Annotated in this window: 23 protein-coding genes and 3 tRNA genes; 8 read left to right on the top strand and 18 right to left on the bottom strand. The window is 34.8% G+C overall.

Going from position 1 to position 26,325, the window contains the following annotated elements; all coding sequences use genetic code 11:
• Window positions 1–17: 17 nt before the first annotated feature.
• The 9 genes from ACFFLS_RS24790 to nirB all read right to left on the bottom strand — a co-directional run bounded on the left by ACFFLS_RS24790 (window position 18) and on the right by nirB (window position 12,096).
• Window positions 18–1,343, bottom strand: coding sequence for a tetratricopeptide repeat protein (locus tag ACFFLS_RS24790; RefSeq protein WP_379682638.1), 1,326 nt, complete (start codon window positions 1,341–1,343; stop codon window positions 18–20).
• Window positions 1,344–1,471: 128 nt separating this feature from the next.
• Entirely contained in the window at window positions 1,472–1,813 is a 342-nt protein-coding gene (locus tag ACFFLS_RS24785) for a hypothetical protein (protein ID WP_379682637.1), read from the bottom strand.
• Between the two features lie 162 nt (window positions 1,814–1,975).
• Window positions 1,976–3,235, bottom strand: a complete 1,260-nt coding sequence (locus ACFFLS_RS24780) for an alginate export family protein (protein ID WP_379682636.1) — start codon at window positions 3,233–3,235, stop codon at window positions 1,976–1,978.
• Window positions 3,236–3,331: 96 nt separating this feature from the next.
• Entirely contained in the window at window positions 3,332–4,816 is a 1,485-nt protein-coding gene (locus ACFFLS_RS24775; RefSeq protein ID WP_379689721.1) for an MFS transporter, read from the bottom strand.
• Window positions 4,817–4,912: 96 nt separating this feature from the next.
• A complete protein-coding gene (locus ACFFLS_RS24770; protein WP_379682635.1) occupies window positions 4,913–5,572 on the bottom strand; it encodes a response regulator in 660 nt (219 codons plus the stop codon).
• 738 nt (window positions 5,573–6,310) lie between these two features.
• On the bottom strand, window positions 6,311–8,119 hold the full coding sequence (locus ACFFLS_RS24765; RefSeq protein ID WP_379682634.1) for a sensor histidine kinase: 1,809 nt from the start codon (window positions 8,117–8,119) through the stop codon (window positions 6,311–6,313).
• A 6-nt stretch (window positions 8,120–8,125) separates the two neighbouring features.
• Entirely contained in the window at window positions 8,126–8,710 is a 585-nt protein-coding gene (locus tag ACFFLS_RS24760; protein WP_379682633.1) for a DUF4202 domain-containing protein, read from the bottom strand.
• Between the two features lie 268 nt (window positions 8,711–8,978).
• The gene (gene nirD / locus ACFFLS_RS24755; RefSeq protein ID WP_379682632.1) at window positions 8,979–9,356 is read right to left on the bottom strand and encodes a nitrite reductase small subunit NirD; all 378 of its coding nucleotides are present in this window, start codon (window positions 9,354–9,356) and stop codon (window positions 8,979–8,981) included.
• Window positions 9,357–9,582: 226 nt separating this feature from the next.
• Window positions 9,583–12,096: a nitrite reductase large subunit NirB gene (gene nirB / locus ACFFLS_RS24750; protein ID WP_379682631.1), complete on the bottom strand. Its 2,514-nt coding sequence runs from the start codon at window positions 12,094–12,096 to the stop codon at window positions 9,583–9,585.
• A 269-nt stretch (window positions 12,097–12,365) separates the two neighbouring features.
• Between nirB and ACFFLS_RS24745 the strand changes: the two genes are divergently transcribed.
• The gene (locus ACFFLS_RS24745; RefSeq protein ID WP_379682630.1) at window positions 12,366–13,139 is read left to right on the top strand and encodes an META domain-containing protein; all 774 of its coding nucleotides are present in this window, start codon (window positions 12,366–12,368) and stop codon (window positions 13,137–13,139) included.
• A gap of 161 nt (window positions 13,140–13,300) precedes the next feature.
• Here ACFFLS_RS24745 and ACFFLS_RS24740 read toward each other — a convergent pair whose 3' ends face one another.
• On the bottom strand, window positions 13,301–14,590 hold the full coding sequence (locus ACFFLS_RS24740) for a DUF2130 domain-containing protein (RefSeq protein ID WP_379682629.1): 1,290 nt from the start codon (window positions 14,588–14,590) through the stop codon (window positions 13,301–13,303).
• Between the two features lie 289 nt (window positions 14,591–14,879).
• Window positions 14,880–15,761 carry a LysR family transcriptional regulator gene (locus ACFFLS_RS24735; RefSeq protein ID WP_379682628.1) on the bottom strand — a complete coding sequence of 294 codons (882 nt, stop codon included), beginning with the start codon at window positions 15,759–15,761 and terminating at the stop codon, window positions 14,880–14,882.
• A 221-nt stretch (window positions 15,762–15,982) separates the two neighbouring features.
• Between ACFFLS_RS24735 and ACFFLS_RS24730 the strand changes: the two genes are divergently transcribed.
• On the top strand, window positions 15,983–16,690 hold the full coding sequence (locus ACFFLS_RS24730; protein WP_379682627.1) for a class I SAM-dependent methyltransferase: 708 nt from the start codon (window positions 15,983–15,985) through the stop codon (window positions 16,688–16,690).
• Window positions 16,691–16,781: 91 nt separating this feature from the next.
• On the opposite strand, the gene ACFFLS_RS24725 is transcribed toward ACFFLS_RS24730, so the two are convergent.
• The 4 genes from ACFFLS_RS24725 to ACFFLS_RS24710 all read right to left on the bottom strand — a co-directional run bounded on the left by ACFFLS_RS24725 (window position 16,782) and on the right by ACFFLS_RS24710 (window position 19,658).
• Complete coding sequence (locus ACFFLS_RS24725) at window positions 16,782–17,246, bottom strand: DUF3291 domain-containing protein (protein ID WP_179002927.1); 465 nt, start codon at window positions 17,244–17,246, stop codon at window positions 16,782–16,784.
• A gap of 165 nt (window positions 17,247–17,411) precedes the next feature.
• Window positions 17,412–17,690 (bottom strand): putative quinol monooxygenase, encoded by a 279-nt coding sequence (locus tag ACFFLS_RS24720; protein WP_379682626.1) that lies wholly within the window; start codon window positions 17,688–17,690, stop codon window positions 17,412–17,414.
• 2 nt (window positions 17,691–17,692) lie between these two features.
• Entirely contained in the window at window positions 17,693–18,298 is a 606-nt protein-coding gene (locus ACFFLS_RS24715; RefSeq protein ID WP_379682625.1) for an NAD(P)H-dependent oxidoreductase, read from the bottom strand.
• A 373-nt stretch (window positions 18,299–18,671) separates the two neighbouring features.
• Entirely contained in the window at window positions 18,672–19,658 is a 987-nt protein-coding gene (locus ACFFLS_RS24710; RefSeq protein WP_379682624.1) for an aldo/keto reductase, read from the bottom strand.
• A 116-nt stretch (window positions 19,659–19,774) separates the two neighbouring features.
• Between ACFFLS_RS24710 and ACFFLS_RS24705 the strand changes: the two genes are divergently transcribed.
• The gene (locus ACFFLS_RS24705; protein WP_379682623.1) at window positions 19,775–20,620 is read left to right on the top strand and encodes an AraC family transcriptional regulator; all 846 of its coding nucleotides are present in this window, start codon (window positions 19,775–19,777) and stop codon (window positions 20,618–20,620) included.
• Window positions 20,621–20,838: 218 nt separating this feature from the next.
• On the opposite strand, the gene ACFFLS_RS24700 is transcribed toward ACFFLS_RS24705, so the two are convergent.
• The 3 genes from ACFFLS_RS24700 to ACFFLS_RS24690 form a co-directional block, all read right to left on the bottom strand.
• Window positions 20,839–21,891, bottom strand: coding sequence for an SMI1/KNR4 family protein (locus ACFFLS_RS24700; protein WP_379682622.1), 1,053 nt, complete (start codon window positions 21,889–21,891; stop codon window positions 20,839–20,841).
• 18 nt (window positions 21,892–21,909) lie between these two features.
• Complete coding sequence (locus tag ACFFLS_RS24695; RefSeq protein ID WP_379682621.1) at window positions 21,910–22,671, bottom strand: C40 family peptidase; 762 nt, start codon at window positions 22,669–22,671, stop codon at window positions 21,910–21,912.
• A gap of 66 nt (window positions 22,672–22,737) precedes the next feature.
• Window positions 22,738–23,916: an acetyl-CoA C-acyltransferase gene (locus ACFFLS_RS24690; protein WP_379682620.1), complete on the bottom strand. Its 1,179-nt coding sequence runs from the start codon at window positions 23,914–23,916 to the stop codon at window positions 22,738–22,740.
• Between the two features lie 238 nt (window positions 23,917–24,154).
• Between ACFFLS_RS24690 and ACFFLS_RS24685 the strand changes: the two genes are divergently transcribed.
• The 5 genes from ACFFLS_RS24685 (at window position 24,155) to ACFFLS_RS24665 (ending at window position 26,265) form a co-directional block, all read left to right on the top strand.
• Window positions 24,155–24,238: transfer RNA gene (locus tag ACFFLS_RS24685), tRNA-Ser, on the top strand.
• Window positions 24,239–24,252: 14 nt separating this feature from the next.
• Window positions 24,253–24,327, top strand: a tRNA-Pro gene (locus tag ACFFLS_RS24680).
• A 16-nt stretch (window positions 24,328–24,343) separates the two neighbouring features.
• Window positions 24,344–24,417, top strand: a tRNA-Arg gene (locus tag ACFFLS_RS24675).
• Window positions 24,418–24,602: 185 nt separating this feature from the next.
• Window positions 24,603–25,109: an ATP/GTP-binding protein gene (locus ACFFLS_RS24670; RefSeq protein WP_379682619.1), complete on the top strand. Its 507-nt coding sequence runs from the start codon at window positions 24,603–24,605 to the stop codon at window positions 25,107–25,109.
• Window positions 25,110–25,362: 253 nt separating this feature from the next.
• Window positions 25,363–26,265, top strand: a complete 903-nt coding sequence (locus ACFFLS_RS24665; RefSeq protein ID WP_379682618.1) for a BRCT domain-containing protein — start codon at window positions 25,363–25,365, stop codon at window positions 26,263–26,265.
• Window positions 26,266–26,325 lie beyond the last annotated feature (60 nt).

The raw sequence follows: 26,325 nt of genomic DNA, 5'->3' as shown, positions 1-26,325 counted from the left end.
CGAATTTTGATTGTTATTTACACTTTTTCAACCTCTAAAGTTCCCATGTATGATTTAAGTCTGTAACTGTATTTGTTTTGATCTGTTCCAAACGTTTTGAATTCTCTTTTTATCAGTTCTATCAAATCTTGTCTTACAGGTTTGTTTTCCATTTTTGCGCATTTTGCTTTAAGCCAAAATAAATACGATGAGTTTGGGAAATCTTTTAAGGCTTCATTTAACTCAATATTATCATATTTTAAATCATTTGCTTTAGCAGAAAAATAGCTTTTTACAAATCGTTCATCTTTAAATTCTTTCCATCCTAATTTGTCAATTTCTGGATTCACAGTTCCGTTAACTGACGCTTGCAGATAAGCGTAAATATTTAGCAGATCTTTATCTTTTGTTTTTTTAGCGAGTTTTAATAGCTCATTTCCTCGATTCTTGTAAAAATCATTTTCATTTAAAAATTGATTGATGAAAGAAATACGTAACAAATCAGATGAAAACTCACCAAAAACGGGTATTGGATTATTGTTTAAAATAATTTTATTGTCAATCAGAATCTTTTTAATTTCCTCTGATTGTCTTAATCCTTCAAGTTCTTTTATCTTTAAATAGGCTTTTATAGTTTTAAAATCTGGATTTGTTTCTCCTAATTTTGTTTGAGCTAGTTTAAGATCTTCATTTAAAAAATATTCTTGGGTATGCGTATTCCACCAATCTGATTCCCAGTTTTTATCTAAGAATAGTAACGGATAAAAATTTGAGGTTTTTCCTTTTTCAATTTCAGACCTTAAATCACTTCTGGTTTTAATTTGTGTAGTTTTTCCATAAATAATGAACATAGCATTGTCAATTGATATATGATTTTCGGATTGGTTTGCTTTCTTCCAATTTAGAATTGATTTCTCTATTTCTCCCGTATTGATGTAGCAATCACTTAACCATGCATATACTCGTATGTCTTTTGGTGCACTTTCAGAATATCGTTCATAAAGTCTAGAAGCTTCTGCATATTTTTCTTTTCTGTGAAGCTCAAGTGCATATTCTAAGACAAAATTTTGATCATTACTATTGGCTAAATAAGCTTCTTCGTGAAGTTTAAAAGATTTATCAGCATCAATTTCATAAAGAACTCCACCAATACTATATTTCCTGTATTCATTTGTAGCATTTTTGACCAATTCGTCAACACATAATTTTATATCAGAATTTACAATACAAGTGCTAAAAATTTTATTTGCCTCTTTTAATTCAATTTTTGCGCTTTCAATTTTTTCTCTATTTGATTCTAATGTTTGAGAAAAGCATTTTGAGAAGATAAAAATTGTAAAAAAAAGTAAAATTGGTTTGTTCATGCTTATGGATTTTTGTTCATCAAATATATCCAAATTAACAAGATAAAAATGATATTGAAAGCAAAAAAACACCCTTTTTTCTAAGTAGAAAAAGGGTGTTCTATAAAAATTTCTTCATTTTTTAAATTTCAACCAACAAATTTAGTTTCGCCACTATTTATGTCAATTTCAGCAAAATTGTGCTTTCCGATAACGATAAGCAATTTGTTTGAATTGTATCCGACATATCGTATTTCTGGTTCTCCTTTTTTGGGTTTTCCGCAAACAGAAATTACATTGGTCTGCCATTTCAATTTGCTTCTTTTGTAGGCCGATATAGTCTGTAAATCATTTTCAACATAATAAATAATGTTGTTTTTTTTGATGCCTCTTTTTTGAGTTTTGGCAAAATTAATTTCTGAGTTTTTAGAAATTAAGTCATCATTGTATTTCTCAGCAATACCAGTCTGCGTCACAATGAAAGTTAACATTGATAGTTTTAAAAATGATTTCATTAGGATAGAATTGGGGGTTCATAATCGCTTCAAATATAATTAATTATAGTATATGATAAATCTTTGCTAGCCTAAAAAAAAGTATCCTTTTCCGAAATAGGAAAAGGGTAAAATATTGATGTCAATTTTGAAATAAATTTATTTTTTCCAATTAAAAATTCTAGGATTCACAGAAACCATCAGCCAAGCCCAGTTATTGGTGTGGTTTGCTTCTCCGTTTTTGATGAATTCCATCGTCTTTGAGCCAAACATTTGGGAATATCCTCCCGTTACGGTGATTTCTTTTTTAAAATTATAGCCGAAAGAAGCGTCAATCTCGGTTCCTAAATAAGAATCCATTTTCTCATTAAGAGGAGTAACAACATCGGCAGCAGCCAAAAACATATGCGGACTTAAAGTAAACTGCCATTTGTTTACATTGTAATTAAGTTTTAGAAAAGCGTCTTGCAAACCTACATTGTTTAGATGGTTACCAACATAGAAATAATCCATAAAACCGTTAAAAGCATGGTTGGTTCCAAAAATCGGATTGAATGATTTGATTACAGAACTTCCGTCGTTTGTATTTTTCCCAGATAAAAATTCATATCCTAAACCAGCTTTAAAAGAATCTGTTATGGCATAATTAAAGTTTGCGGCTGCATTCCAAGCGCTTACTTGTAAATTGGTGCTTTTGCCTGTTTGTCCGTACGCCCAAAAATTACTATCTATTTTACCTGTTTTATAACTCAAATAAGGGCCAAAAGTCTGCTTATAGTCTACTAATAATTTAGCGTCAAGGTTTGCATATTCGTAGCCAGTATTCAGTGCTAAAAAACTAAAACCAAAATCACTGCTAAACTGATTATGATACCAAGCATATTGCATCGCTTTATAATTGGCAACTGTGTAAGGTGTTTGCAATACATTTTCGGCAGTAGAATTGTAAGCGCCTCCAAAATCTAATTTTTGTTTTTCGGTATGAAATGTAATGGTTAAAGCATCATGGCTTTGTGCCTGTTGTCCCCAATCTTGTTCTCCTAAAATACGTTGATTGTCATATGAAAGTACCTGACGTCCCATTCTTGCACTCCATTTTTCGGTAAAATTATATTGTGCCCAAGCTTCAAAAACGGCAACACCATTTTTATCAGCAACGGCTGCTGGTGTTACATCTCCCCAAGTTCTGGTATTCTGAAGCGTTAGTTTTACGATTAAATCTTCTTGCGTGTAATTGAAATTTAAACGAGAACGTTGCGAAATCTGCGATGTTCCTTTTTGACCTTCCTGTAAAAGCTGTTTATAACCGTTTCTGTATTCAAAACGAGGTCTTATTTGTAAATTTACATCTAACTCCTGAGCTTGAATTCCGAAACTTAATCCTAAAGAGAGGAATAAAACTAGTTTAAGTCTTTTCATAAAATTTTGTTTTTTTTAACGGCGGTAAATTTATAAGAAATAGATTTCTTTTAGTTATGATTTGGGTCATATTTCTAATTTTTTTTTAATACGATTTTAATATGCAGGCTCAAGTTTTGCATTGTTTACGGTAAGTTCTTTCTTATTAGTTAGTTGTGTTATAGTATAGTGCATCCAAACGAGGCAGACAATTGAAAAAATTAGAATAAAAATCCATGAACTTGACCAAATTCCGGTTGCCGTCAGTAAATATCCGAAGATAATCGGGCCGAAGAAACCTCCTAAACCGCCAATCATTCCAACCATTCCGCCAACAACACCGATTTCATTAGGAAAATATTCAGGAATATGTTTGTAAACCGCCGCTTTCCCGATTCCCCAAGAAATTCCGATAAGAATTACTAAAACCAAGAAAACCCACATATTGGCATCAAACTTAATAACAGTAACACCTTTGGCTATCAACTCTTTTTTGGCTACGCTTTGGTTATGGGCTACTACGACATCTTGCCAGCTTGTAGAGGTTGGAAAAATTGTATTCTCGCTCGTATTGGGTGCTTTTTGTAAGATTGAATATTCTTTATCGTCTATTTTGACGGTTTGATTATTGATTGCGCTTACAACTCCTTTTTTAGCGGCTAAGATTCCTGGACCAGAGGTCGTGATTTCCATTTTTGGAATCGATAATAAGGCGCTTAAGATAACAGAAGATCCTAAAACCCAATACATTACTTTTCTGGCTCCGAACTTATCAGACAGATAACCACCAAAAGCCCTGATTACGCCAGATGGCAAACTAAACATAGTGGCAAACAAGCCTCCCATGACTAAACTCGTTTGATAAACATTCATGAAGTTCGGCAGTAGCCATTGTGAATAAGCCACAAAACAACCAAAAACTAAGAAATAATAAGCACCAAAACGCCAAACTCTTTGCGATTTTAATGGAGTAAGCATTTGTGAAATTGTTTTGTTACTGCTTTCGACTTTTTTGTTTTCAGTAAAAATTAAAAAGGCTATTCCAATCACAACCAAAGAAATTGCATAAATAATAGGGAGCGTTTTCCAGCCGTTTTGAGGATCATCAATCGAAAAATGATTTAATAAGGATGGCGCTAGAAAGGTTGTTATCGCTGCTCCAGCATTTCCCATTCCGAAGATTCCGAGTGCGCGCCCTTGCCATTCTTTTGGATACCAGATTGAAGTGTAGCCGATTCCGACAGCAAAACTGGTTCCGACCATTCCAAACAAAAAACTTAATAAGGCAAACATGCCAAAGCTGTCAGCGTAGGGAAGAAGAAACAACGGAATCGAACAAAGCAGTAGTAAAAGGGAAAAAACATATTTGCCACCATATTTGTCTGTCAGGATTCCGATGGGCAAACGCATAATTGATCCGGTTAAAATCGGAATGCCCAAAAGCCATCCCACCTGAACAACGTTCCAATGGAAAATTCCGTTATCGACTAAAAAGGTTACCAGCACTCCGTTTAATGTCCAGCAGGCAAAACACACTGTAAATGCTAATGTGTTCAAAAATAAAATTTTGTGTGATTGCGATAGTGAGTTTGAATTTTTCATAGTACTTATATTTTTATGTAAAAATAAGTACTACAACTTAGTTAAAACCTGCTAAAACGCAGTTTCTGAAAAATAATTACGTATTTATACGTATTTTTAGATTAAAGAATATTCAGTTGCTTTGTTAGAAAGTTCCATTAGATTTTTTACTTTCAGTTTTTTCATCAAGTTGAAACGGTGTACTTCAGCGGTTCTTTTACTGATGTCTAAAGCTTCGGCGATTTCTTTGTTTCCTTTTCCTGATAATAAAAGCGTAAGGATTTCTTTTTCTCTTTTTGTAATCATCATTTCGTCGCTTAAGTTTTGCTTAGGCTCTAATGATGTTGACGAGTTTGTTAACTGTCCAATTAAAATAGAAGAGATGTCACCACTGAAATATTTTCCTCCAGAAGAAACAGCGTGAAGCGCTTTTAAGAATTCTTCTTTTGAAGATCCTTTTAATAAGTACCCGTCGGCTCCGGCTTTTATAGATTTCAATACGTATTCTTCCGATTCATGCATCGAAAGCATGATGATTTTTACGTTATTATTCTCGCTTCTAAGTTTTTCTACTAGTTCTATGCCTGTCATGTTAGGCATGCGAATATCGGCTATAAGTAAATCGGGTTTTGTGTCTGCAACAACCTCAAGTGCATCAGCGCCATCAATAGCTTCGCCTACAACCTCTATGTTTGCTTCGTTTTCTAGTAAAGATTTGATTCCATCTCTTACAAAAACATGGTCATCTGCTAATACTACACGAATGATATTGCTCATAATTACTTAATTTAGATTCTCGATTTTTACGTATATTCATCTATAAAGAAGACGCTAATATACGTACTTTTTTTAAAAGTAAATTCCAATATTAAAATTTCTAATGTTGGAAATTCCAAATTCTAAAGTTTTCTATATGTAATGTTTGTCATCTCGACGAAGGAGAGATCTCTACAAGTAGCTCTACAAAGATTGGCGATTACGATTGTCATTTTTTTTGCACGCAGATTTAGCAGATTCGGCAGATTTTTTTGTCGTCAAATGATTTTCAAAGATTGCGGAGTTTCTTGCGAAGATTTCTCGTTCCTCGAAATGACAAAATTGAGAGGGAATTTTTGGGTGAACTTTGTCAAAGTTTTTCAGCCCAACATTTGTAATTCTGAGGAACGAAGAATCATACTCGAGATTCGGTAAAGATTGGCGATTTAGATTGTGGAGTTTCTTGTGTGATTCTTCGTTCCTTAGAATGACAAAAAAACGCTAAGTAAATAAGTGTTCTTTTGAAAACGTTTGCCCGCGAGAGGGATAGGAGGAAGCTACCGAAGTAGCCCGGATAGCCCGACAGTATTAGGAAAAGTGGGCGAATAGAGACAAAGTTTGATAGCCCACTTTTTCTAATACTGGCTCGCCCTGATTAATTAGATAATTAGGCAATGTGGTAATTAGATAATATTTTTAAAATGCTAAAAATAATTATCTAATTTTCTAATTGACACATTGCCTAATTTTCTAATTATCTCATTTAAGAATTGGAATGTTGAACGTAATCCTCGTTCCTTCGCCTGGGATTGATTTGATGAAAACGCGTCCGTTGATGTATTGGATGCGTTCGTTCATGAATAATAATCCCATTCCGGATTCGCTATTGCGTTTTTTGTCTACTGAATGGATGTCGAAGCCTTTTCCGTTGTCGTCTACGATGATGCTTAAAAGGGATTCGCTGTGGGAAAGCTGTACGATGATATGCGACGATTCGGCGTATTTGATAGCGTTGTTAATGGCTTCCTGAGTAAGACGATAAATGTTGATCTCGATTAAGGAATCTAAACGTTGGTCGAAATCGGTTTTGTTGTAGAAAAGGATTTCTTTTCCGGTTAGTTTTGAAAGTTCCTGTGTGAGTTTTGATAAGGACGAAACGATTCCGTGATCGCTTAATTCCGGAGGCATAAGGTTAAAAGTGGCCGTGCGGACTCCTTTAATAATATCCAAAGAAAGTTTCTTTAAATACTCGATTTTTTGTTCTGATTTTTCTCGGTCATCTAGATTGATGCTTTCTAAACTGAACTTTAAACCCGTAAGCATTTGCCCGATTCCGTCGTGAATTTCTTTGGCGATTCGGTTTTGTTCGTTTTCCTGGTTTTCGACGATTTTGCTTGAAATAATCTTTTGCTGATTGATTTTTTCGGTCGTGTTTTCGAGATTTAAACGCTCGACTTCGCGCTGTGCTTTTTTGCGTTCGGTGATGTTGAAGCAAACGATTAAAAGTTCCAGTTCGTCTTTTTTAATCATTACGGGAACCATCGATAAATCGAGCCAAATGGTTTGAGCTTCTTTGTTTAAAATGCTGATTTCGCCCTGCCAGCCACTGCGCTGTTTTTCGAAAATCAATCGGTCGAAATTGAGTTGTTCTTTTTCGTCGACAGTTAAAACTTCTGAGAATTTTTTGTTGGAAGAAAATTTGGTGTAATTGAGCAGTTTGGCAAATTTTTCTCCAATGTGAATGATAGAACCGTCGGGCGCAATTCGGCAATAGAGCAACGTGTTTTCCATTGCGTAATTGAGCGATTTGAGTTCTTTTACCGAGTTTTCTTTGATTTCACTGAGGATTTCGGTGTCGTATGCGAGTTTTAAAGCTTTCTTTTCTGAAGATAAAAGTTTAGCAATTAATCGTTCGATTTTCTTGTTGGTTGGTTTGAAAATGAAGAAGAATTCTAAAAGCAATACCAAAAGCGTGAATCCGAAAATCCAGTATTCTATTCGACGTTGTTCGGTTACTTTTTCGTGTGCTTCGAGATCGTATTGGGTTACGATTTGATTCATTTTCGCTAAAAACGTGCCTTCGTTTTCTAGAATGATTTGAACGTATTTTTTGTTTTCGGAAGGCTGTTTTTTCTGCTTTAAATTTTGCAAAAATGAATCGGTTGCCTCAACTACTTTTTTGAAAATCGGATTGATTTCGAGATATAATTTAGAAATTGTTTCTGATTTTTCTTTTGGGAAAGCGAGACTGTCATTTCCGTTTTCGAGTGCATTTTGGTTCTTTTTCCAAAGTGCTAAAACTTCTTTTAAATGCGAAATTTGCTTTGTTGAAGCAGTATCAGAAACATAATGCAGAATCAGAACTTCCTTGACGATTTTCTGACTCAACATTCGCTGTTTTCCAGAGAAGTTAATGATTTTAGAATCGCTTAACTGCTGATTCAGATTGTATTGCACCAAAAACTGACTGATGATTATGGTTAAGGCAATAGTTAGAAGCGCAAAAAAATACAGTCGGCGTAAATTTTTGAAAGTGATTTTTTCTGCTTCTTGATTGTCCTTACTCATATTTTTTTACAATCCTAGAGATGCTTTTATGAGATTCAAATTTTCTTCGGAATAGCTGATTTTTAAGGCTTCTTGATGTCCTTTATCGGACATTTTGTCCCAAGTTTTTTTGATGATGTTTTTTAGTTTTTCATCATCATGTTTATGAACGAAAGGTTCTAAGTAATATTCTAAAAACACCAGACAGATTATGTCTTCCAGTAATTGGGTTTCGGCGTCTTTTTTAAGTAGTTTTTTCTCAATTAGAAATGAAACACGATCGATAAAGGTCTGGTCGTAACCAGCTTTTTCAAGAATTTCGGCTGTAGTTTTTGCGTGAAATTTTTTCAGTTCTTCCCTCCATTTCAAATAACCCACACGATCCATTGGATACGATTCGCGAGCGACTTTCCATCGGCAAATATGCTGTGCTTTTGAAGCAATCTGAATTTCTTCAGAGGCATTTGGTTCAAATTCCATCAGTCTTTTATACATCCTGTCAGAATACAATAATTCTTTTGGATATTCTTTGTTTTGGTCGGTTTCGATGTTTGGATCTTGCGCGTTTTCGGCATCAATCCATTCACTTGCTTTTTGAAAAGGTGTAGTCATTTTTTGGTTTGATAATAGAATTTCAAAGATACGGAATTAAGTTTTTTTTCCGCAACGAATTCACGAATTAGCAAGAATTATTGTTTTGTTTTTTGCCACAGATTAAAAGGATTTTTTGGATTTAATCTTTATTTGCATGACTATCACGTCAGTTTTGTCATTTCGACGAAGGAGAAATCTTCGCAAGTAGCTCCGTTCCAATAAGCCAATCTTTGTCGAGTTTCTCGTGGAGATTTCTCCTTCGTCGAAATGACAAGATTGTGAGAAATCAGTCTATGAAACCTACAAAAACTTCGTTTTCTACTACTTTAATTGGATAAGTTGCAATTTTATAATCGTCTCCGTTTAGGTTTGAACCATCAACAAGTGAGAAGGTTTTTTTATGCATCGGGCAGGCAATTTTCGGAATATCGTCTGTAGAGCCTGTCATTCCTCTTGAAAGCACCATTTCCATTTTGTGAGGGCATGCGTTTTGGCAGGCATACCATTCGTTACGGCGCGTGAAATTGAAAATCGCAATTTGCTTGTTTTTGTATTTGATGCATCCGCCTCGATTGGTTGGGAAATCTTCTACTTTACCTGCTTTGAACCAAATTGTAGCATCGTTTGCCTGAACTGTTTCGTATTGATTTAAGATTTCTTCCATTTTGATTAAGTTTTGATTTCCTGTTTCTTAGCCCTCTCCTTACAATCAAGAGAGATTTGATGGCGCAGTAAAAAAGAGGGCAAGAAGGACAGCAAACGTTTATGATTTTTTTTCTTTTTTTTGGAGCTTTATGGTGTTTTGCCGCAAAGTCGCAAAGGCGCTAAGTTTTTTTCTTTAAGTTTTTATGATTTGACTTTGCGACTTCGCGTCTTTGTGGCATTTTTTTTTAAGACCAAGCTTTTGGCATTTTTTGATCTCTTAAAGGAACAAAAACTGCGTTATCGTCTTTTTCTTCTGAGTTTATAAAGTGATTGAAACGTTTTAATAATCTTGGTTTTTCTAGCACTTGTTTCCATTCGCATTCGAAAGTGTTTACTAGAGTCTGCATTTCGGCTTCAAGAGTTTCGCAGATTCCTAAACTGTCTTCAATAATTACTTGTTTTAGATACTCTAAACCGCCGTCTAATTTTTCTAACCAAGTAGAAGTTCTGATCAGCGGACCAGCGGTGCGGATGTAATACATTAAGAATCTATCCATATATTTTATAACGGTTTCTTTATCAATTTTTTCTGCTAATAACACGGCGTGTTTTGGATTTGCTCCGCCATTTCCTGCGATGTATAAATTCCATCCGCCTTCAACAGCAATTAATCCGAAATCTTTTCCGCGAGCTTCGGCGCATTCGCGAATGCAGGCCGAAACACCACCTTTTAGTTTATGCGGAGAACGGATTCCTTTGTATCTGTTTTCGAGTTCGATAGCAAATCCGGCGCTGTCGTCCATTCCGTAACGACACCATGCATTTCCGACACAGCTTTTTACAGCACGAAGTGATTTTCCGTAGGCATGACCGCTTTCAAATCCATTGTCGATTAGGATTTTCCAGATTTTTGGCAAGTCACTCAAATGTGCTCCAAATAAATCGACTCTTTGTGCTCCAGTGATTTTAGTGTACAAATCAAATTGTTTGGCTACTTCGCCAATTACGATTAGTTTTTCGGCTGTAATTTCGCCTCCGGCAACTCTTGGAACTACAGAATAGGTTCCGTTTCGTTGAATATTCGCTAAAAATCTATCATTTGTATCTTGTGTGGTTACGTGTTTGTTTGCTGTATCATTGTAAATACTGGAGAAAATTGAAGCTACGACAGGTTTACAGATTTCGCAACCATCGCCTTTCCCGTGATGATCTAAAACATCGTAGAAATTCTCATATTTATTGATTTTTACCAAATCAAATAATTCCTGACGATTGTAGTTGAAATGCTCGCAAATCACTTCTTTTACTTCTTTTCCTAAAGATTTTTGAGTGGCTTTCACTAAATCTGAAACCATTGGTTTACAGCCTCCACAACCTGAAGTTGCCTTGGTTGCTTTAACGACATCTGATAATGAAGCACAACTTTCGTCTAGAATTTTACAGCAGATCGCTCCTTTGGTAACATTTTCGCAAGAACAAATCACGGCTGTATCAGGCAGATCCATTACACTTCCTAAAGAAGAACCTTCAGAACCATCGCGAGAACCTAAAATCAAATCTTCTGGATTTTTTGGCAAAGCCATTGCGTTGCTGTAAATCTGGAAAAGCGAATTGTAATCGCTTGAATCGCCTACTAAAATTCCACCTAAAAGCGTTTTAGAATCTTTGGTAACGTTTATTCTTTTATAAATTCCGCTTAATTTATTCTCATAAATAATGGCAGTTACGTTTTCATTTTCGATGAAAGGATCGCCAAAACTTGCGACTTCAACACCAATTAATTTTAATTGTGTCGACATATCGATGGTTTCTCTCATGGTTTTGTCACCATTTAATATTTGCTCAGCAGCAACATCGGCCATTTCGTAACCTGGAGCAACCAATCCGTAAATGTTTTGATTGTAAAGTGCCGCTTCGCCAATCGCATAAATAGAAGGATCTGAAGTTTGCATTTGATTGTTGACTACAATTCCACCTCGTACACCAACTTCAAGTCCTGAAATCCTAGCCAGTTCGTCGCGAGGTTTGATTCCGGCAGAAATAACCAGCATATCGACTTTTAGTAATTCGTCGTTGGCAAACATCATTCCCGTTATACTTTCTTTGCCGTCAATATATTGTGTTACTTTGTTAAGATGAATTCCGATGTTTAATTCTTCTATTTTTGATTGAAGCATATCGCTTGCACCTTGATCTAATTGTCTTGGCATCAAACGAGGTGCAAATTCTACGACATGCGGATTCAATCCTAAATCTCTAACAGCTTTTGCTGCTTCTAATCCTAATAAACCTCCGCCTAAAACGGCAGCTTCTGTAGCGCCTTTTATTTTTATTTTTTTGGCATAAGCCATAATTGCATCTAAGTCTTCGATTGTTCTGTAAACAAAAACACCTTCTTTTTCGACACCTTCAATAGGAGGAACAAAGGCAGATGAACCTGTAGCCAAAAGTAAGTAGTCGTACGTATGTGTTTTGCCTAAGTGCGTATGAATGGTTTTTGAATCGCGATTGATATCTGTAATAAGTTCAGATGTGTTGAGAATAATATTGTTTTCTGCGTACCATTCGGTTGTTGATAATGATAAGTCATCAGCTGTTTTGCCTCCAAAGTACTCGCTTAAGTGAACGCGATCGTAAGCTCTTCTTGGCTCTTCTCCAAATACTGTGATTTGATACTTTTCTTGTCCCGATTTTGCAACAAACTTTTCGCAAAATTTATAACCAACCATGCCGTTTCCAACTACTATTACTCTAATCATGATTTTTTTAATTAAGTATTACTATGCAAATATAAGTATTTGTACTTATTTTGAATACGTATTTTTTTATTTTTTAATAGCCGATTATGTTTTTTGAACTACGTATTTTGGCTTAGTCTTTTGACTAGTGCGGGTTTTGAAAGAATTTATAGAGAAATAAAAAGTCTAAATTTGAAAAGATTCTAAATAAGGAATCGGGAAAAATGTCGTAAATTCATAAGAATTTTATTGTTGTTTTTTTGAAAAATGAAAGATTAAATAAATTGATTATGAGAAAAGTACTTTCAATATTATTGTTGTCAGTTTTGATTATAAGTTGTAAAACGACGGCAAACAAAGAATCTGGAGGAACAACTTCGACAAGTTCTACAGAGGAAGATTTAAAATATTATTTTAAAGGAACTGGAAACGAACCGTTTTGGGGAATTAAAATAGGGAATGAGGAGATTGTTTTTACTTCATTAATACAAGGAAAAGAAAAGCTTGTTTTTCCGTCAACCGAAGCAATTCGAGCAATGGATGCGAATGTGAAAATGTATAAGGTATCTAATGAAACCAGTACTGCCATGATTACGATTCAGCAATTAGATTGCCAGGATTCTATGTCTGGTGCAATTTCACCTTATAGTGTAAAAGTAGAAATCAAAAATAATTCGGAATTGGAGACTAAAAAATTAAGCGGATGCGGTAAATATCTGACTGATTATCGACTTCACGATATTTGGGTTTTGGAAGAATTAAACGGCTACAAAGTTTTTGCAACCGACTTCCAAAAAGAAATGCCTAGAATAGAAATTAATTCTACTGAAAATAGATTTTCTGGTTACGGTGGCTGTAATGCAATAAGTGGTTCTATTTTTTATGAAAAAGATCTATTACGTTTTTCTAAAGTTGTTTCAACTCTTATGGCTTGTCCTTCTGGAAATAAAGAAAATGAGTTTACTAAAGCATTGCAGAGTACGACTACTTATTCAATCGGGAATAATCAGTTGATTTTGTCAAATACTTCTGGGAAATTGGCTGTTTTTAAGAAGGTGGATTAATTGTTTTGTTTATTTTGTTTCAGGTTTCAAGTTGCTGTTGTCATTTCGACTGAAAGGAGAAATCACACAAGAAATTCCGCAAAGTATGTCGCCAATCTTTGTAGAATCCCGCGTGTGATTTCTCCTTTCAGTCGAAATGACAAACTGGATGTGGAAAATTATTACTCAAACAATTCCTTAGGTTCTTCGTCTTCCGGTTCTTCACCTTCAATAAAATCCAATTCTAAAGCTTTCACACTTTGAACCGCATTTCCGGCAATTCCACGAATCGAACCGTACATTCCTAAAGTATTATGAACCACTTTTTCGATTTGTTTTTCGCGCTGTTTCCAGATTCTCTGCATCGCTCTTTTTTCAGAATCTAAGTCGCTTTGCATTTGCGTAAAACCTTCTACAATTCCTTCAATCTGCAAACGGAATTCATTGCTGGTTAAGAAATCATATAACATGGACATTTTATCGCCTTTGTTTTCCTGTGCCTGAACAGCTTGGTTTATCTGAATCAACGACTGACGTAAAACGGCACTCAAACCTTTAAATTCTTCATAGGTACAAATCCAGATTCCGTCGCGCATGCCCATTCTATCCATTCCGTTTGGCATTACTTCGGTTACCAAAACACCAATATTGGCTCTTTTGGTTCTAATATCATTTTTGAATTTCTCAATCCAGGAAGGTTGGAACGCTTTGGTTCTTTTGCTTTCGTAATAAATAGAACCGCAGTTTTGATGTTCGCGAGTATTTACAATCTGCAGACAATCAGCACCATTTGCACCTTTTTTAACTTCGTCGATACTGTCAAGCGGGAAGTTGTTGGCCAACCATTCTTCAATTGCTAGTTCCATTACTTCGCCTTGCAATTGCATAGAACCTTGTTCCTGCTTGCGTTTCATCTCTTCAGTCAGCTTTTTTTGTTCTTCAAGCTGTTTCTGAAGTTCTTTAAATTTTAGTTCGTTTTTGTCGTCTTCTTGCTTTCTGATTTTTTCACGTTCCAAAGTCAGTTGCGCGTTCAATTGTTTCTCAGCTTCGGCTTGAATGGCTTCTTTCATTTCCAGTTTTTCACGTTGCAATTTTGCGATTTCACCTTCCATTTTATTTAATTCTCTGATTTTTTCTGATTTTTCAGAGAGTTCTTTTTCCATCAAAAGCAAACGGTCTTTGTTTTCTTCTTCGAGTTTGGCTTTTAGTTTTTCAGAGATTTCTTTTTCGGCTGTTTTTTTCTCGCGCTCTAAACGTTCTGCAAAAAGTTCGTTTTCCTGTTTCTTTTTGGCTTCAAAATCGGCTTTGGCTTTGTCCAATTGTTCATTTTTAAGCTCTAATTCACGGTTTTGAATATTGGCTTTTTGTTGAAATTCTTTACGAATGCTGTCTTCCAACTGATGTTTTAAAACATCATTTACATCGATAGGGGTTCCGCAGTTTGGACACTGAATTGAAGATTGCTCAGCCATTTTATATTGAAATTTTTATTGTAGAATTTGAATTTGCTAAGGTATTTAAAAGTTCTCTTTTTGTGATGTGGATTTCTGTACTAAATTGTAACGAATTTTTTATATAGCCACAAAGGCGCTAAGACGCAAAATTTTTATTTCACGCAGATTTTATAAGATTTAAGCAGATTCTGCAGATGATTTTTAAAAAATAAATCTGCAAAAATCTGCTGAATCTGCGTGAAACTTAATTTTTCACATTTAATAAGTAAAGCTTTGTGACTTTGCAAGATTAAAAAAACTTTGCGTCTTAGCGCCTTTGCGGCAATAAAAAAGCAACGGCAGATTGAGTAATCTCAGAATCATCTTCTTTTGAAGTTATTAATGATACATTAGTATAAAGATTCACTTTTTTCAACTCGATAAAACCAATTTCAGAATCCTGATTGTTTTTGGCAATATTGGACGGTACAATCGAAATTCCCAATCCGTTTTTGACTAATTGTACGATGGAATTGATGTTATTGGCTTCGTGAATAATCTTTGGCGTAAAGCCATAAAAAGCACATAATTCCAGCAAAACTTCGTGATAATGCGGTGCGTAATCTTTATTGAAGAAAACAAATGTTTCATCTTTTAAGTCAGCAATTTCTTTTTCAGATTTTAGTTGAACATTATTTTTATTAAAAACAATCGAGAATCCGTCCTGAAACCATAAATGTGATTGTATTTTAGGTGAAGTTATAGGAGAACGAATAATTCCCATTTCGATTTTTCCTTGTTCTAAAGCAGTGATTTGTTTGGTGGTTGAAATTTCAAATAATTTGAAATTAACATATGGAAACTGTGTTTTCAGATGTTTGATTAAATCTGAAATCACTGCCGAATATATTGAACTTATATAAGCGATTCTGAATTCACCCGAAACATTTTCGGCTATCTTTTTTGTTTTTAAAGAAATACGTTCCAGATTCTGAAAAAGGTCTTTTACTTCTTTTTCGAAATATTTTCCGGCTTCGGTCAGTTCGACTTTTTTATTATTTCTGATGAAAAGCTTTGCCTGAAGTTCTTCTTCTAATTCTGCTATTTGTCGGCTTAATGGAGGCTGCGAAATAAAGAGTTTTTCTGAAGCTTTGGTAAAGTTCAGTTCTTCGGCTACAGCTAAGAAATATTTGAGATGACGTAATTCCATGATACTTTAAAAGTATTATTTATTGATAAAAATAGTATTTTTAAAGTATTTATGAAAGGGGTAGTTTTGAAAAAAAATAATTCTCTCGCAGATTCAGCAGATAGGGCAGATTATTAATTAATTTTATAAAAATCATTCTTAATCATACATATTCCGATCCATAATAGCAAAAAGATCCCCTAAATCTACGTAATCTGCGAGAGATAAAAAAAACAATAGCCATGAAAAAATCAACGATTGAAGAAATCAAGGAACGATTTGACAATGATGTCGAACGGTTTTCAAATTTAGAAACGGGGCAAGTCGCTACAATTGACGCGACTATTTCTTTGGAATTAATTACTGAAGCTTCAAAACGTATTGTTCCGAATGCTCAGAATGTTTTAGATGTTGGATGCGGAGCAGGAAATTATACTTTAAAAATGTTATCTAAAGTGCCAAATTTGAATTGTACTTTAGTCGATTTGAGTTTGCCAATGTTAGAAAGAGCTTTTCAAAGAGTTTCGGCAGGAACAAATGGAAAAGTAGAAATTAAACAAGGCGATATTCGAGAAGTTGATTTAGCCGAAAACAGTTTTGATATTATTTTAGCAGGAGCGGTTTTACACCATTTGAGAGATGATAAAGATTGGGAAAGTACTTTTACCAAGTTGTTTAAATTATTAAAACCAGGTGGCTGTTTAATGATTTCGGATTTAATCACACAAGATACAGAATTATTGAACGAATATACGTGGCAACGTTATGGAGAATATTTGGAAGGAATAGGAGGAGCGGAGTATCGTCAGAAAGTTTTAGATTATATCGAGAAAGAGGATTCGCCTAGATCTATGAATTACCAATTGGATTTGATGAAAAAAGTAGGATTCTCCAAAGTCGAGATTTTACATAAAAATATGTGTTTTGGGGCTTTTGGTGGAATTAAATAAGTTTTGTTAGCCACGAATTCACGAATTAATTCAAAATTTTTGCTTATAGATTTAAAAAATAAAATTCGTGAATTCGTGGCTATAAAAAAAACTATGCATCAACTGGCATCGGATATTTAGTTCTTAAATCAAAAACTAGTTCTGAAGGCCCATTTTTTTGAAGGTAGTCTAATTTTTCAACGGCTTCTTCCATGGTTGGAATTTGGCCTGCGGGAATCCACCACATGGCTGTATGGGCTTTTCCGAATTTTTGAAACCACTCTTTACGACGTCTTAGGAATTCGCTGTGAAAAGTTTTATACATATAATGTTCCAATGTTTCAATGCTTTCCCAAACCGATACATTAATGATAATTTGCTCATCGTTGTACGGATTCAGACTTGTTGCGTTGTAGCTGTCGGTATCGTCTTTTAATCTCCAGACAAAACCTTCGCTTTCTTCTGCTAATTTATTTACGGTGTCTAAATTGTCCACAAATTCTTTCATGATTGGATCGTTGATGTCGACGCCTTTCATTTTGGCAATATTAATTTCGGCAAGATGGTATTTGCTCATAAAATATAGGTTTCTGAATTTTAGGCAATTTAGCTTTTTTCTGGATAGTTTTTCCGCCACGAATTCACGAATTTATTTTTTTTTAATCTATGCGCATAGTATTTAAAATAATTCGTGAATTGCTTCGCCTGTTCGCTATCGCTCGGGTCGTGGCGGAAAAAAAACTTATAAAATCTGTGCAGTTTTGTAAACTTGAATTGGGCTTGAAACCAGCGTTTCGGTTTTTTTTATAAAATCTTGCAGGTAAGACTGGCTGTTGTGTAAATCTAAGCCAACTTGGTCTTTCCACTCTTCCCAAAGGATAAAAATATTTTCAGAAGTGTGTAAATCATAACGAATACAAGCGGCTTCTTTTCTAGTTTCTGATACTAAATGCGTAAGCAGATTTTGAACTTCAATTAAATGTTCTGGTTTGCTTTTTAAAATTGCTGTAATCGAAATCATAATTATAAGTTTTTAAAAGTTTGCTCTAAATGTTTCGTGTAATTCTCTTTAAAGATAACGATATTTTCTGGTGTAGCACCTTTTTCTACGTCATGGAAATGAAATCCGTTTATGCGTTCCATTCCTGTGAATTTGTTCATTTTGTGAAAACCAAACATCACGCCGTCATCTACAGAAGTTTCTTCGAAGAATTCGCCTGGTAATGTAAAAGCCGTTGCAGGTGCATTCCAGCTCGTGGTAAGCATGTATTTACGTCCGTGTAAAAGTCCGCCAGTTCCGTAGTTGATGTCTGGATTTACACGGCTTCTTCCATCGCTTTTGTAGATTCCGTTGTTGTGTCCTTGTGTAAAAACATCGTCGATGTATTTTTTGAAAAGATTCGGAATTTGAAACCACCAAACTGGTGTATGATAAATGATTAGGTCTGCCCAAACGAATTTTTCTACTTCTTTTTGAAGGTCAATTTCTTCTTCGATGTGAGTTGTTTTTATTTCGTAATCGTTGTTTTTAGAAAGAAATTCAACTGTCCAATCCTGAACGGTTTTGTTGAATTGTCCTCCTGAATGCGCGAATTTTTGTCCGCCGTTAATTATAAATATCTTTTTCATTTTTACTATTGTTTCTTTTGAAAATGGATGCGTGAGGGATAGTAGTGAAAATCCTTTTTTGCCGGGGTTCGGCACAAAAGATTGTAACGGATAGCCCGGCCTTTGGGACACGCCCAAATTCTGATTATTTAATTTTTGAGATTTTTTTAAACACATAGAAACATAGATTTTTCTTTCTTGAAAAGAGAATTGAAAGAAACTAGTTTCTAACACATAGCTCTCGATGTTTGTCATTTCGACTGAAAGGAGAAATCACACTCGGGATTCGACAAAAATTGGTGATATACATTGTGGAGTTTCTAGTGTGATTTCTCCTTTCAGTCGAAATGAACAAATTATGCTTACTATGTTTCTATGTGTTTAAAAAAGAGAATTAGTCTAACTTAGAAAGTGCTTCATTAATGAAAGCAAGTTCTGAAGCTGATAAATCGAAATCCATAGTTTTGGCATTTGAAATGGCTTGTTCTGCATTTCTTGCTCCGGCTAATACAATTGCGATTCCTTTTTGTAATGTTGTCCAACGCAATACCAATTGTGCGATAGAAATGTGTTTGTCGTTTGCTAGTGAACTTAATTCTTCGATTAGAGTTTTTACTTTTTGTAAATCAAATTTTCCGAAGTAGCCGTTGCGATGGTCGTTTTCTTTTAATTTACTATCGGTGAAATATTTTCCTGTCAATAAACCTCTTTCCATTGGACTGTAGGCAATGATTCCGATGTTTTCTGCGATGGTGAAAGGAAGCAAGTCTTTTTCGATGCTTCTGTTTAGCATGCTGTACGCTACCTGATCTGATGCAATCTGAACCGTTTTTTGTGCTTCTTTGACTTGCTCAACATTGTAATTACTTACTCCAAAAGCTTTGATTTTTCCTTGTTGAAGTAAGGTTTCTACGGCTTCCATAGTTTCAGAAATTGAAGTGGTAATGTCGGGCCAGTGAATCTGCAATAAGTCGATATAATCGGTTTGAAGACGTTTTAAGCTTTCTTCAATTTCTTTGATCACGTTTGCTTTTGATGAATATTTGTAAATCGGAACTTTTTTGCCGTTGTCATCGGCGTCGAAAAAATAATCGCCTTTTCCGTTGTTGCTTCCGTCCCAAACCAAACCGAATTTGGTAAGCAACTGCACTTTTGAACGGTCGTAAGGTTTTATAGCTTCTCCTATCATTTCTTCGCTTAAGCCAAATCCGTAGAAAGGAGCAGTGTCAATTGTAGTAACGCCGTGGTCGATAGAGGCCTGAACAGATTCGATTGAATCTTTCTTTTCGGTTCCGCCCCACATGGTTCCACCAATGGCAAAAGCACCGTAAGTGATGGTTGATAATTCCAATTCTGAGTTGCCTAATTTTCTATATTCCATTATTGTAATTTTATTTTGATTAATTTGATGAGGCAAAATTATACCATTTATAAGGTTTTAACTTGGTATATATTTGTCTTTTTTAGGTATATTTGCAACTTCAAATAAATAGAATTATGAAGAAAGAAAATTTATACGAACCTTTTACGGTTTCTTTTGAAACTTTAAGCGAATATCCGGATGTGGGTGATCGTCATAATTTTTTCGAATTGGTTTATATTTTGGAAGGAACTGGAAGGCAGTGTATAAACAAAAATATTTTTGAATACGATCCAGGACATTTGTTTCTGTTAACGCCAGAAGACTGTCATAATTTTACAATTGAGACCGAAACGAAGTTTTTCTTTTTGAGGTTTAATGATATTTATTTGAAAAATTCGAGTCTGCAAAACGAGAATGTACAACGATTGGAGTATATTCTTCAAAATGCCAATCATCAGCCGGGCTGTATTCTAAAAAATGATCCAGACAAATGTTTGGTGAAAGTGATGATTGAAGCAATTTGCCGTGAACATCAGGATAAAGATGTCTACAATCAGGAATTGATTCAGCAATTGGTGAATACTTTGATTATAATTGTGGCGAGAAATATTGCGAAATATCTTCCTGAACAAGTTAATATCGGAACAGAGGCAAAAGCAATGGATATCCTGCAATACATTCAGAATAATATCTATTATCCAGAAAAAATTAAAGCAGAATCACTTAGTGATTATTTCGGAATTTCGAATACGTATTTAGGGCGTTATTTTAAAAAACATGCCAGCGAAACGATGCAGCAATATATCAGCAATTACAAAACCAAACTGATTGAACATCGTTTGCAGTTTAGCGACAAGCGTATTAATGAAATTGCGTACGAATTTGGTTTTACAGATGAAAGCCACTTTAATAAATTCTTCAAAAAACAAAAAGGCTATAGTCCGTCTGAGTTTAGAAAGACGATCCGATTGAGTGCTTAGTTTTTTTAGCCACTAATTTCCCGAATTTACACTAATTTTATTTTTGCCACAGATTATAAGGATTAAATGGATTTTTTTGTTTCACGCAGATTTTAAATGATTTTGGCAGATTAAAATAGATTTTAAAAATAAATCTGCTCAATCTGCGAGAGAAAAAAAAGAAAAAAATCCGTGTAAATCCGCGTTTTCGTAAAGCGAATCTGTTTTATCCGCGTACCTTAATTTTCTTTTTCAATGATAAAACTAAAATGCTCGGTTTTACCAGCTTTTAAATTGCTGATTTCGTTTTGAATTAATTCTTCTAAAGATTCTGCGACAATATCTCTTGACCAAGATTCGTTCTGTAATTCAATTATCTGCCCAAATTTTCCTTTTGAAGCTGGGTCTGTATCATAAAGCAAATAATCGCCGTTTCGTCCGGTTGCAAACGGAATCCATTTTGGATTTGCGTAGTTGCTCGTGTTGATTTTTTCGAAATCTATTTCTTGCTCTGGCAAATCATCTTCGTCGAATTGTAAATCTTGAATTGAATTCCATTCTTCGGCAATATCTTCAAACGGAATAAGCTCATATGGACAATTGTTGATTAAAATCTGGAAAGTTGAAGTTACCGCATCATAATCGACATTTTGAACTTTATAAAAGTTAACTAAAGCTGGTGGAATTGTAATATCATCTTCTAAAACAGAATGTTGTTGAATGTCTTCTAAAGAAATACCATCTGCAAGATTATAATAATCGTTATTTGTTGAGACAATTTTATTGATTTCAGCAATCCATTCCTGCCATAAAGGTTCAAAAAATTTGAATTCTGGGTCAAGTGAAGCTGTAATTTTCTTTTCTTTTTCTTCGTTAGCTGAAATGCTGACACCAGTAATTTTGCCATTTTCTTTATCGAACCAAACGCTAATTCCGTTAAGAATGAAAGCGCCGCTTCGGTCTCCTTTGAAAAGTTTTACAAGCAGATTTTTGTTGTTTTCGTAGTATTGAAATAATTCTTGTTCTTCAAAATTGAATTCTCCTGTAAAAATGCTTTTTGCGCAAAAATCGTATTCGCGAAGTTCTAATTCAAGTCCGATACTTTCGACTTTATCTCCTTCTTTAGAAAAAGCTACAATGCCTTCGTTATCCCAAGTGTAAATATGATTGTATTTTTTTTTGATGTGTCTGCAGTCTCCTAAAGCTTGTTTTAAAACTGTTATATCAATTGGGAATTCGATGTTTACATTGTTGATCTGAAAGCCTGTTTTGGATAATTCAATTTTTGTCATTTTCGCTTTTGTTAAGAATTAGATAATCTTTTTGATTACACGAAGTTTGTGTGTGTGTTTGTTTAATTCAGGATTGTAAATTCCGGTGTGGTCTAAACGGTCAATACGAACTTTTCCACTTGCGTGAATGATGTAGTTGTTTTCCATTATGATGCCGACGTGGGTAATGTTTCCTTCTTCGTTATCAAAGAAAGCCAAATCACCAGCTTCGCATTCTTCAATAAAGCTTAAAGAATCGCCTTCAAGTGCCTGTTGTGATGCATCACGATGAATTTTGTAGCCGTTTAGTTTATAGACCATTTGGGTGAAACCAGAACAGTCAATTCCAAAAGGTGTTTTTCCGCCCCATAAATAGGGGGCATTCAAATACATAAAAGCAGTTTTGATTAAAGCGCTTTTAGGTTTTGTTCCGCTGGTTTTGGTTCCTTCAAAATCGAAGTTTGAAATATTGATTTCGGTGTTGTTTAAAAAGGATAATGAAGCTCCAAGCGGAATCGGTAACAATAAATTATTTGGAGCTGTGATGTAATCAATCAAATCGGCATTCAAAATAATCGCTTCTTTGCTTAAGAGGTCAAATTGCTCTTTTGAAATTTCCTGATATTGTTTAGAGTCGATCCAGCCTTCATAAGCATCAAATTGAATTCGGATTCGCGCCCATTGATTTTGGCGTTCTAAAATTTCGATATGTTCACCAAATAAAAGTTGTGTGACAATTTCACTTCTATCGCTGGCTTCGGCTCGAACGGGTACTATGGCTAAATTGCAAATTCCAAACATCTAAGGAAATTTATAAGTTGAAAATCAGGAGTTACATTTATAACTCCTGATTTTTTGAGATATTGTTTAAGCTCTTTCGATAACAATTGCCGATGCGCCACCTCCACCGTTGCAAATTGCAGCAGCTCCAGTTTTCGCATTGTTTTGTTCTAAAACATTCAGTAAAGTCACAATGATACGCGCTCCAGAAGCTCCAAGAGGATGTCCTAAAGAAACAGCGCCACCGTTTACGTTTACTTTGTCGTTATCTAGGTTTAATATTTTTGAATTGGCTAGTCCAACTACAGAGAAAGCTTCGTTGAATTCGAAATAGTCAACATCTGAAATTGAGATTCCAGCTTTGTCTAGCGCTTTTGGTAATGCTTTTGCTGGGCTTGTAGTAAACCATTTTGGTTCTTGCGCAGCATCTGCATAACCTTTTATGTAAGCTAAAGGTTTTAGGCCTAAAGCGATTGCTTTTTCTTCAGACATTAAAACCAAAGCAGCGGCCCCGTCATTAATTGTCGATGCGTTTGCAGCGGTTACAGTTCCGTCTTTAGTGAAAACCGGAGCCAAAGATGGAATTTTATCTAATTTTACATTAGAGTATTCTTCATCTTTTGAAAATATAATAGGTTCTCCGCGTCTTTGAGGAACTTCGACAGGAACAACTTCGTTATCGAATTTACCAGCATCCCAAGCTTTTGTACTTCTTTCGTATGATTGGATTGCGAAAGCATCTTGTTCTTCACGGCTTATTTTATATTCAGTTGCACATAAGTCAGCGCAAACTCCCATTGCGTTGTTGTCGTATGCATCTGTCAAACCATCTTTCTGCATTCCGTCCAACATTGTGGCTGGGCCAAATTTGTTTCCGGCGCGCATTTGCACATAATGTGGAATCAAACTCATGCTTTCCATTCCGCCCGCAACTACGATTTCAGCGTCGCCGCATGCGATTGCTTGCGCGGCAAACATTACGGCTTTCATTCCAGAGGCACAAACTTTGTTTACGGTTGTAGCGGCAACTTCTTCAGACAGACCAGCAAAAAGTGCTGCTTGGCGTGCAGGAGCTTGTCCAACGCCTGCCTGAATTACATTACCCATGAAAACTTCATCGACTAATTTTGGGTCAAGGTTAATTTTTGAAAGCGCTCCTTTTATGGCAGCAGCTCCTAATTTTGGTGCAGGTACAGTAGATAACCCGCCCATGAAACTTCCGATAGGTGTTCTAACGGCAGAAACGATAACAACTCTTTTGTTCATTTTCTGTTTAATAATAGTTAGTAAGCAAATTTAATGTTTATTTAAATATATTCAAATTTTGTATTGAATAGGAGGGATTTTAAATTTGAGTGAATTTTTTGTTAATTCTATTCGTTTGATTGTGAAGTGGTTTTGAAAAAAGATGAAAAAAAACTAAAAAAACTAAAAAAAAAGCTTGTGAGATATGGAATGTTGTTATACATTTGCACTCGCAAAACGGAAGCAATTCCACTAGCAAGGAGAGGTGCCAGAGCGGTAATGGAGCAGATTGCTAATCTGTCGACGGGTAACCGTCGCCAGGGTTCGAGTCCCTGTCTCTCCGCTTAAATTTTGCTTCGGGGTGTAGCGTAGCCCGGTTATCGCGCCTGCTTTGGGAGCAGGAGGCCGCAGGTTCGAATCCTGCCACCCCGACTACAATTGAAATAATGGACGCATAGCTCAGCTGGATAGAGCACCTGCCTTCTAAGCAGGCGGTCGAAGGTTCGAATCCTTCTGCGTTCACACTTAGACCCCTTGTTTTTCAAGGGGTTTTTTGTTTTTACTACTTTTTTATTTCTATATTTACCATAAAAAATCACCACTTTTTACAACATTTTTGTATAAATATTGTATATGAAAATGAATCAGGTTCAAAAGTTTGGGATTAGGCAAAAGATTAGACAATTTGAAGTGAAAATACTACTAACATGAGAATAGCGATAATGGGAGCTCATTTGGTTGGTAAAACCACATTGGCACAAAAACTACACGAATCTTTTCCTGATTATGAATTTTACCCAGAACCTTATTTTGAATTAGAGGAAATTGGTTTTGCTTTTCCGGAAATACCTACTGCAGATGATTATTTGATGCAGTTAGAACATTCTTTAAAACAAATCGTGAGAAGTAATAAAAATGCCATTTTCGATCGTTGTCCAATTGATCTTCTAGCTTATGTACTGGCAGTTGACAATACATTTAATTTTCAATTAGTATTTAATAAAATTCAAAATACAATTAAAGAAATTGACGTTTTTGTATTTGTTACTATTGAAAAACCAGACAGGATTTTGTGTTCAAATGCTGATTTACCTGGACTTAGATATGAGGTAAATGAGATTCTTGGCGAATTAATTAATGATTTTGAGATACAAGTAATTGAAGTTAAAGGAGATGTATCCGAAAGATTAAATCAAATTCAAAATAAGATATAGCGATTCAGAATTTTAAAACTGATCAAGTGTTTGTAAAAATTATTCGTCAATAAAATAAATCAAAAGATTAAAACAGGTATAAATACTTGGTTAATTATAATTCTTGCTTGATATTTTAGTGCATATTTTTTTTTGATTATGGTTTTCCGTAAAAAACATAAAATCAAAAGACTGATATTTGACTTGTCATAAAATAATGCATAATACTTTTAAAATTAAATTTTAATTGTAACTGTAAGAAAAAAGCAGAAAAATGAAAAACATCGACCAAGAATTATTAAAGGTTTATACAGTTAAATCCCAAACAGATAAAGCAATCAGTTCTTTGAAAGGTTTTTTGTTAGGAATTAAATTAGACGATGAAATTAATATAAAAGAAGTAAACGAACTTCAGAAATGGGTTACTGCACACAAAGAGTTGATAAATCGTAATCCGCTGAATGAGTTTATGAATATTATTGAAGATACAATAGCAAATAAAATTCCACCAAAAGAAACTATTGAAGATTTATATTGGTTATGCCAAAAATATGAGAATGGTAATTATTATTACGATACGGTAACTTCAGACCTTCAAATTTTGCAAGGTCTTTGTCACGGTATTTTGGCAGATGGCGTTATTACTGATAAGGAAGTCTATGATCTTCAAAAATGGCTCGATGAGAATGAGCACTTAAATACTTATTATCCTTATGATGAAATAAGAAGTCTCGTGCTTTCTGTTCTTTCAGATAATAAAATTGATGATGAAGAAAAAGTTGTCTTGATGGCTTTTTTTAAGCAATTTGCTAAAATTCAGGATGATGAAGTGAGACAAAATATAGAGAACGCTACAATAGATGTAAACATCTCGGGCCTTTGTACCAGTGAGCCGGAGGTAATTTTTGAAGGTAAAACTTTTTGTATAACCGGTGTATTGCAGAGAGGAAATAGAGAACACCTTCATAGAGATATTATTAAACTTGGCGGAATACCGACTGACAGCATTACAAAGAAAACGGATTATTTAATAGTTGGGGATAACGGAAATCCAGCTTGGGCTTTTTCATGTTATGGAAGAAAAGTTGAAAAAGCGATAAATTTAAGAAAGGAAGGACATACCATCATGCTTATACATGAGTTTGATTTTTCTGACCTTATCGATGATTTGTTATAGTACATAAAATATACTAGTTATTGTTTGCAATAATATAGCAATCGTAGAAGCAATTTTTAA

The organism is Flavobacterium procerum (genome assembly GCF_042431625.1).
GTDB classification, from domain to species: Bacteria; Bacteroidota; Bacteroidia; order Flavobacteriales; family Flavobacteriaceae; genus Flavobacterium; species Flavobacterium procerum.
Note: the sequence above shows the minus strand (reverse complement) of the source record. Positions and strands in the feature narration are given on the sequence as shown.

Bases quoted from the DNA above. Each gene is read 5' to 3' on its own strand.
- ACFFLS_RS24790 (WP_379682638.1), bottom strand. From the start codon at position 1,343: ATGAACAAACCAATTTTACTTTTTTTTACAATTTTTATCTTCTCAAAA.
- ACFFLS_RS24785 (WP_379682637.1), bottom strand. From the start codon at position 1,813: ATGTTAACTTTCATTGTGACGCAGACTGGTATTGCTGAGAAATACAAT.
- ACFFLS_RS24780 (WP_379682636.1), bottom strand. From the start codon at position 3,235: ATGAAAAGACTTAAACTAGTTTTATTCCTCTCTTTAGGATTAAGTTTC.
- ACFFLS_RS24775 (WP_379689721.1), bottom strand. From the start codon at position 4,816: ATGAAAAATTCAAACTCACTATCGCAATCACACAAAATTTTATTTTTG.
- ACFFLS_RS24770 (WP_379682635.1), bottom strand. From the start codon at position 5,572: ATGAGCAATATCATTCGTGTAGTATTAGCAGATGACCATGTTTTTGTA.
- ACFFLS_RS24765 (WP_379682634.1), bottom strand. From the start codon at position 8,119: ATGAGTAAGGACAATCAAGAAGCAGAAAAAATCACTTTCAAAAATTTA.
- ACFFLS_RS24760 (WP_379682633.1), bottom strand. From the start codon at position 8,710: ATGACTACACCTTTTCAAAAAGCAAGTGAATGGATTGATGCCGAAAAC.
- nirD (WP_379682632.1), bottom strand. From the start codon at position 9,356: ATGGAAGAAATCTTAAATCAATACGAAACAGTTCAGGCAAACGATGCT.
- nirB (WP_379682631.1), bottom strand. From the start codon at position 12,096: ATGATTAGAGTAATAGTAGTTGGAAACGGCATGGTTGGTTATAAATTT.
- ACFFLS_RS24745 (WP_379682630.1), top strand. From the start codon at position 12,366: ATGAGAAAAGTACTTTCAATATTATTGTTGTCAGTTTTGATTATAAGT.
- ACFFLS_RS24740 (WP_379682629.1), bottom strand. From the start codon at position 14,590: ATGGCTGAGCAATCTTCAATTCAGTGTCCAAACTGCGGAACCCCTATC.
- ACFFLS_RS24735 (WP_379682628.1), bottom strand. From the start codon at position 15,761: ATGGAATTACGTCATCTCAAATATTTCTTAGCTGTAGCCGAAGAACTG.
- ACFFLS_RS24730 (WP_379682627.1), top strand. From the start codon at position 15,983: ATGAAAAAATCAACGATTGAAGAAATCAAGGAACGATTTGACAATGAT.
- ACFFLS_RS24725 (WP_179002927.1), bottom strand. From the start codon at position 17,246: ATGAGCAAATACCATCTTGCCGAAATTAATATTGCCAAAATGAAAGGC.
- ACFFLS_RS24720 (WP_379682626.1), bottom strand. From the start codon at position 17,690: ATGATTTCGATTACAGCAATTTTAAAAAGCAAACCAGAACATTTAATT.
- ACFFLS_RS24715 (WP_379682625.1), bottom strand. From the start codon at position 18,298: ATGAAAAAGATATTTATAATTAACGGCGGACAAAAATTCGCGCATTCA.
- ACFFLS_RS24710 (WP_379682624.1), bottom strand. From the start codon at position 19,658: ATGGAATATAGAAAATTAGGCAACTCAGAATTGGAATTATCAACCATC.
- ACFFLS_RS24705 (WP_379682623.1), top strand. From the start codon at position 19,775: ATGAAGAAAGAAAATTTATACGAACCTTTTACGGTTTCTTTTGAAACT.
- ACFFLS_RS24700 (WP_379682622.1), bottom strand. From the start codon at position 21,891: ATGACAAAAATTGAATTATCCAAAACAGGCTTTCAGATCAACAATGTA.
- ACFFLS_RS24695 (WP_379682621.1), bottom strand. From the start codon at position 22,671: ATGTTTGGAATTTGCAATTTAGCCATAGTACCCGTTCGAGCCGAAGCC.
- ACFFLS_RS24690 (WP_379682620.1), bottom strand. From the start codon at position 23,916: ATGAACAAAAGAGTTGTTATCGTTTCTGCCGTTAGAACACCTATCGGA.
- ACFFLS_RS24670 (WP_379682619.1), top strand. From the start codon at position 24,603: ATGAGAATAGCGATAATGGGAGCTCATTTGGTTGGTAAAACCACATTG.
- ACFFLS_RS24665 (WP_379682618.1), top strand. From the start codon at position 25,363: ATGAAAAACATCGACCAAGAATTATTAAAGGTTTATACAGTTAAATCC.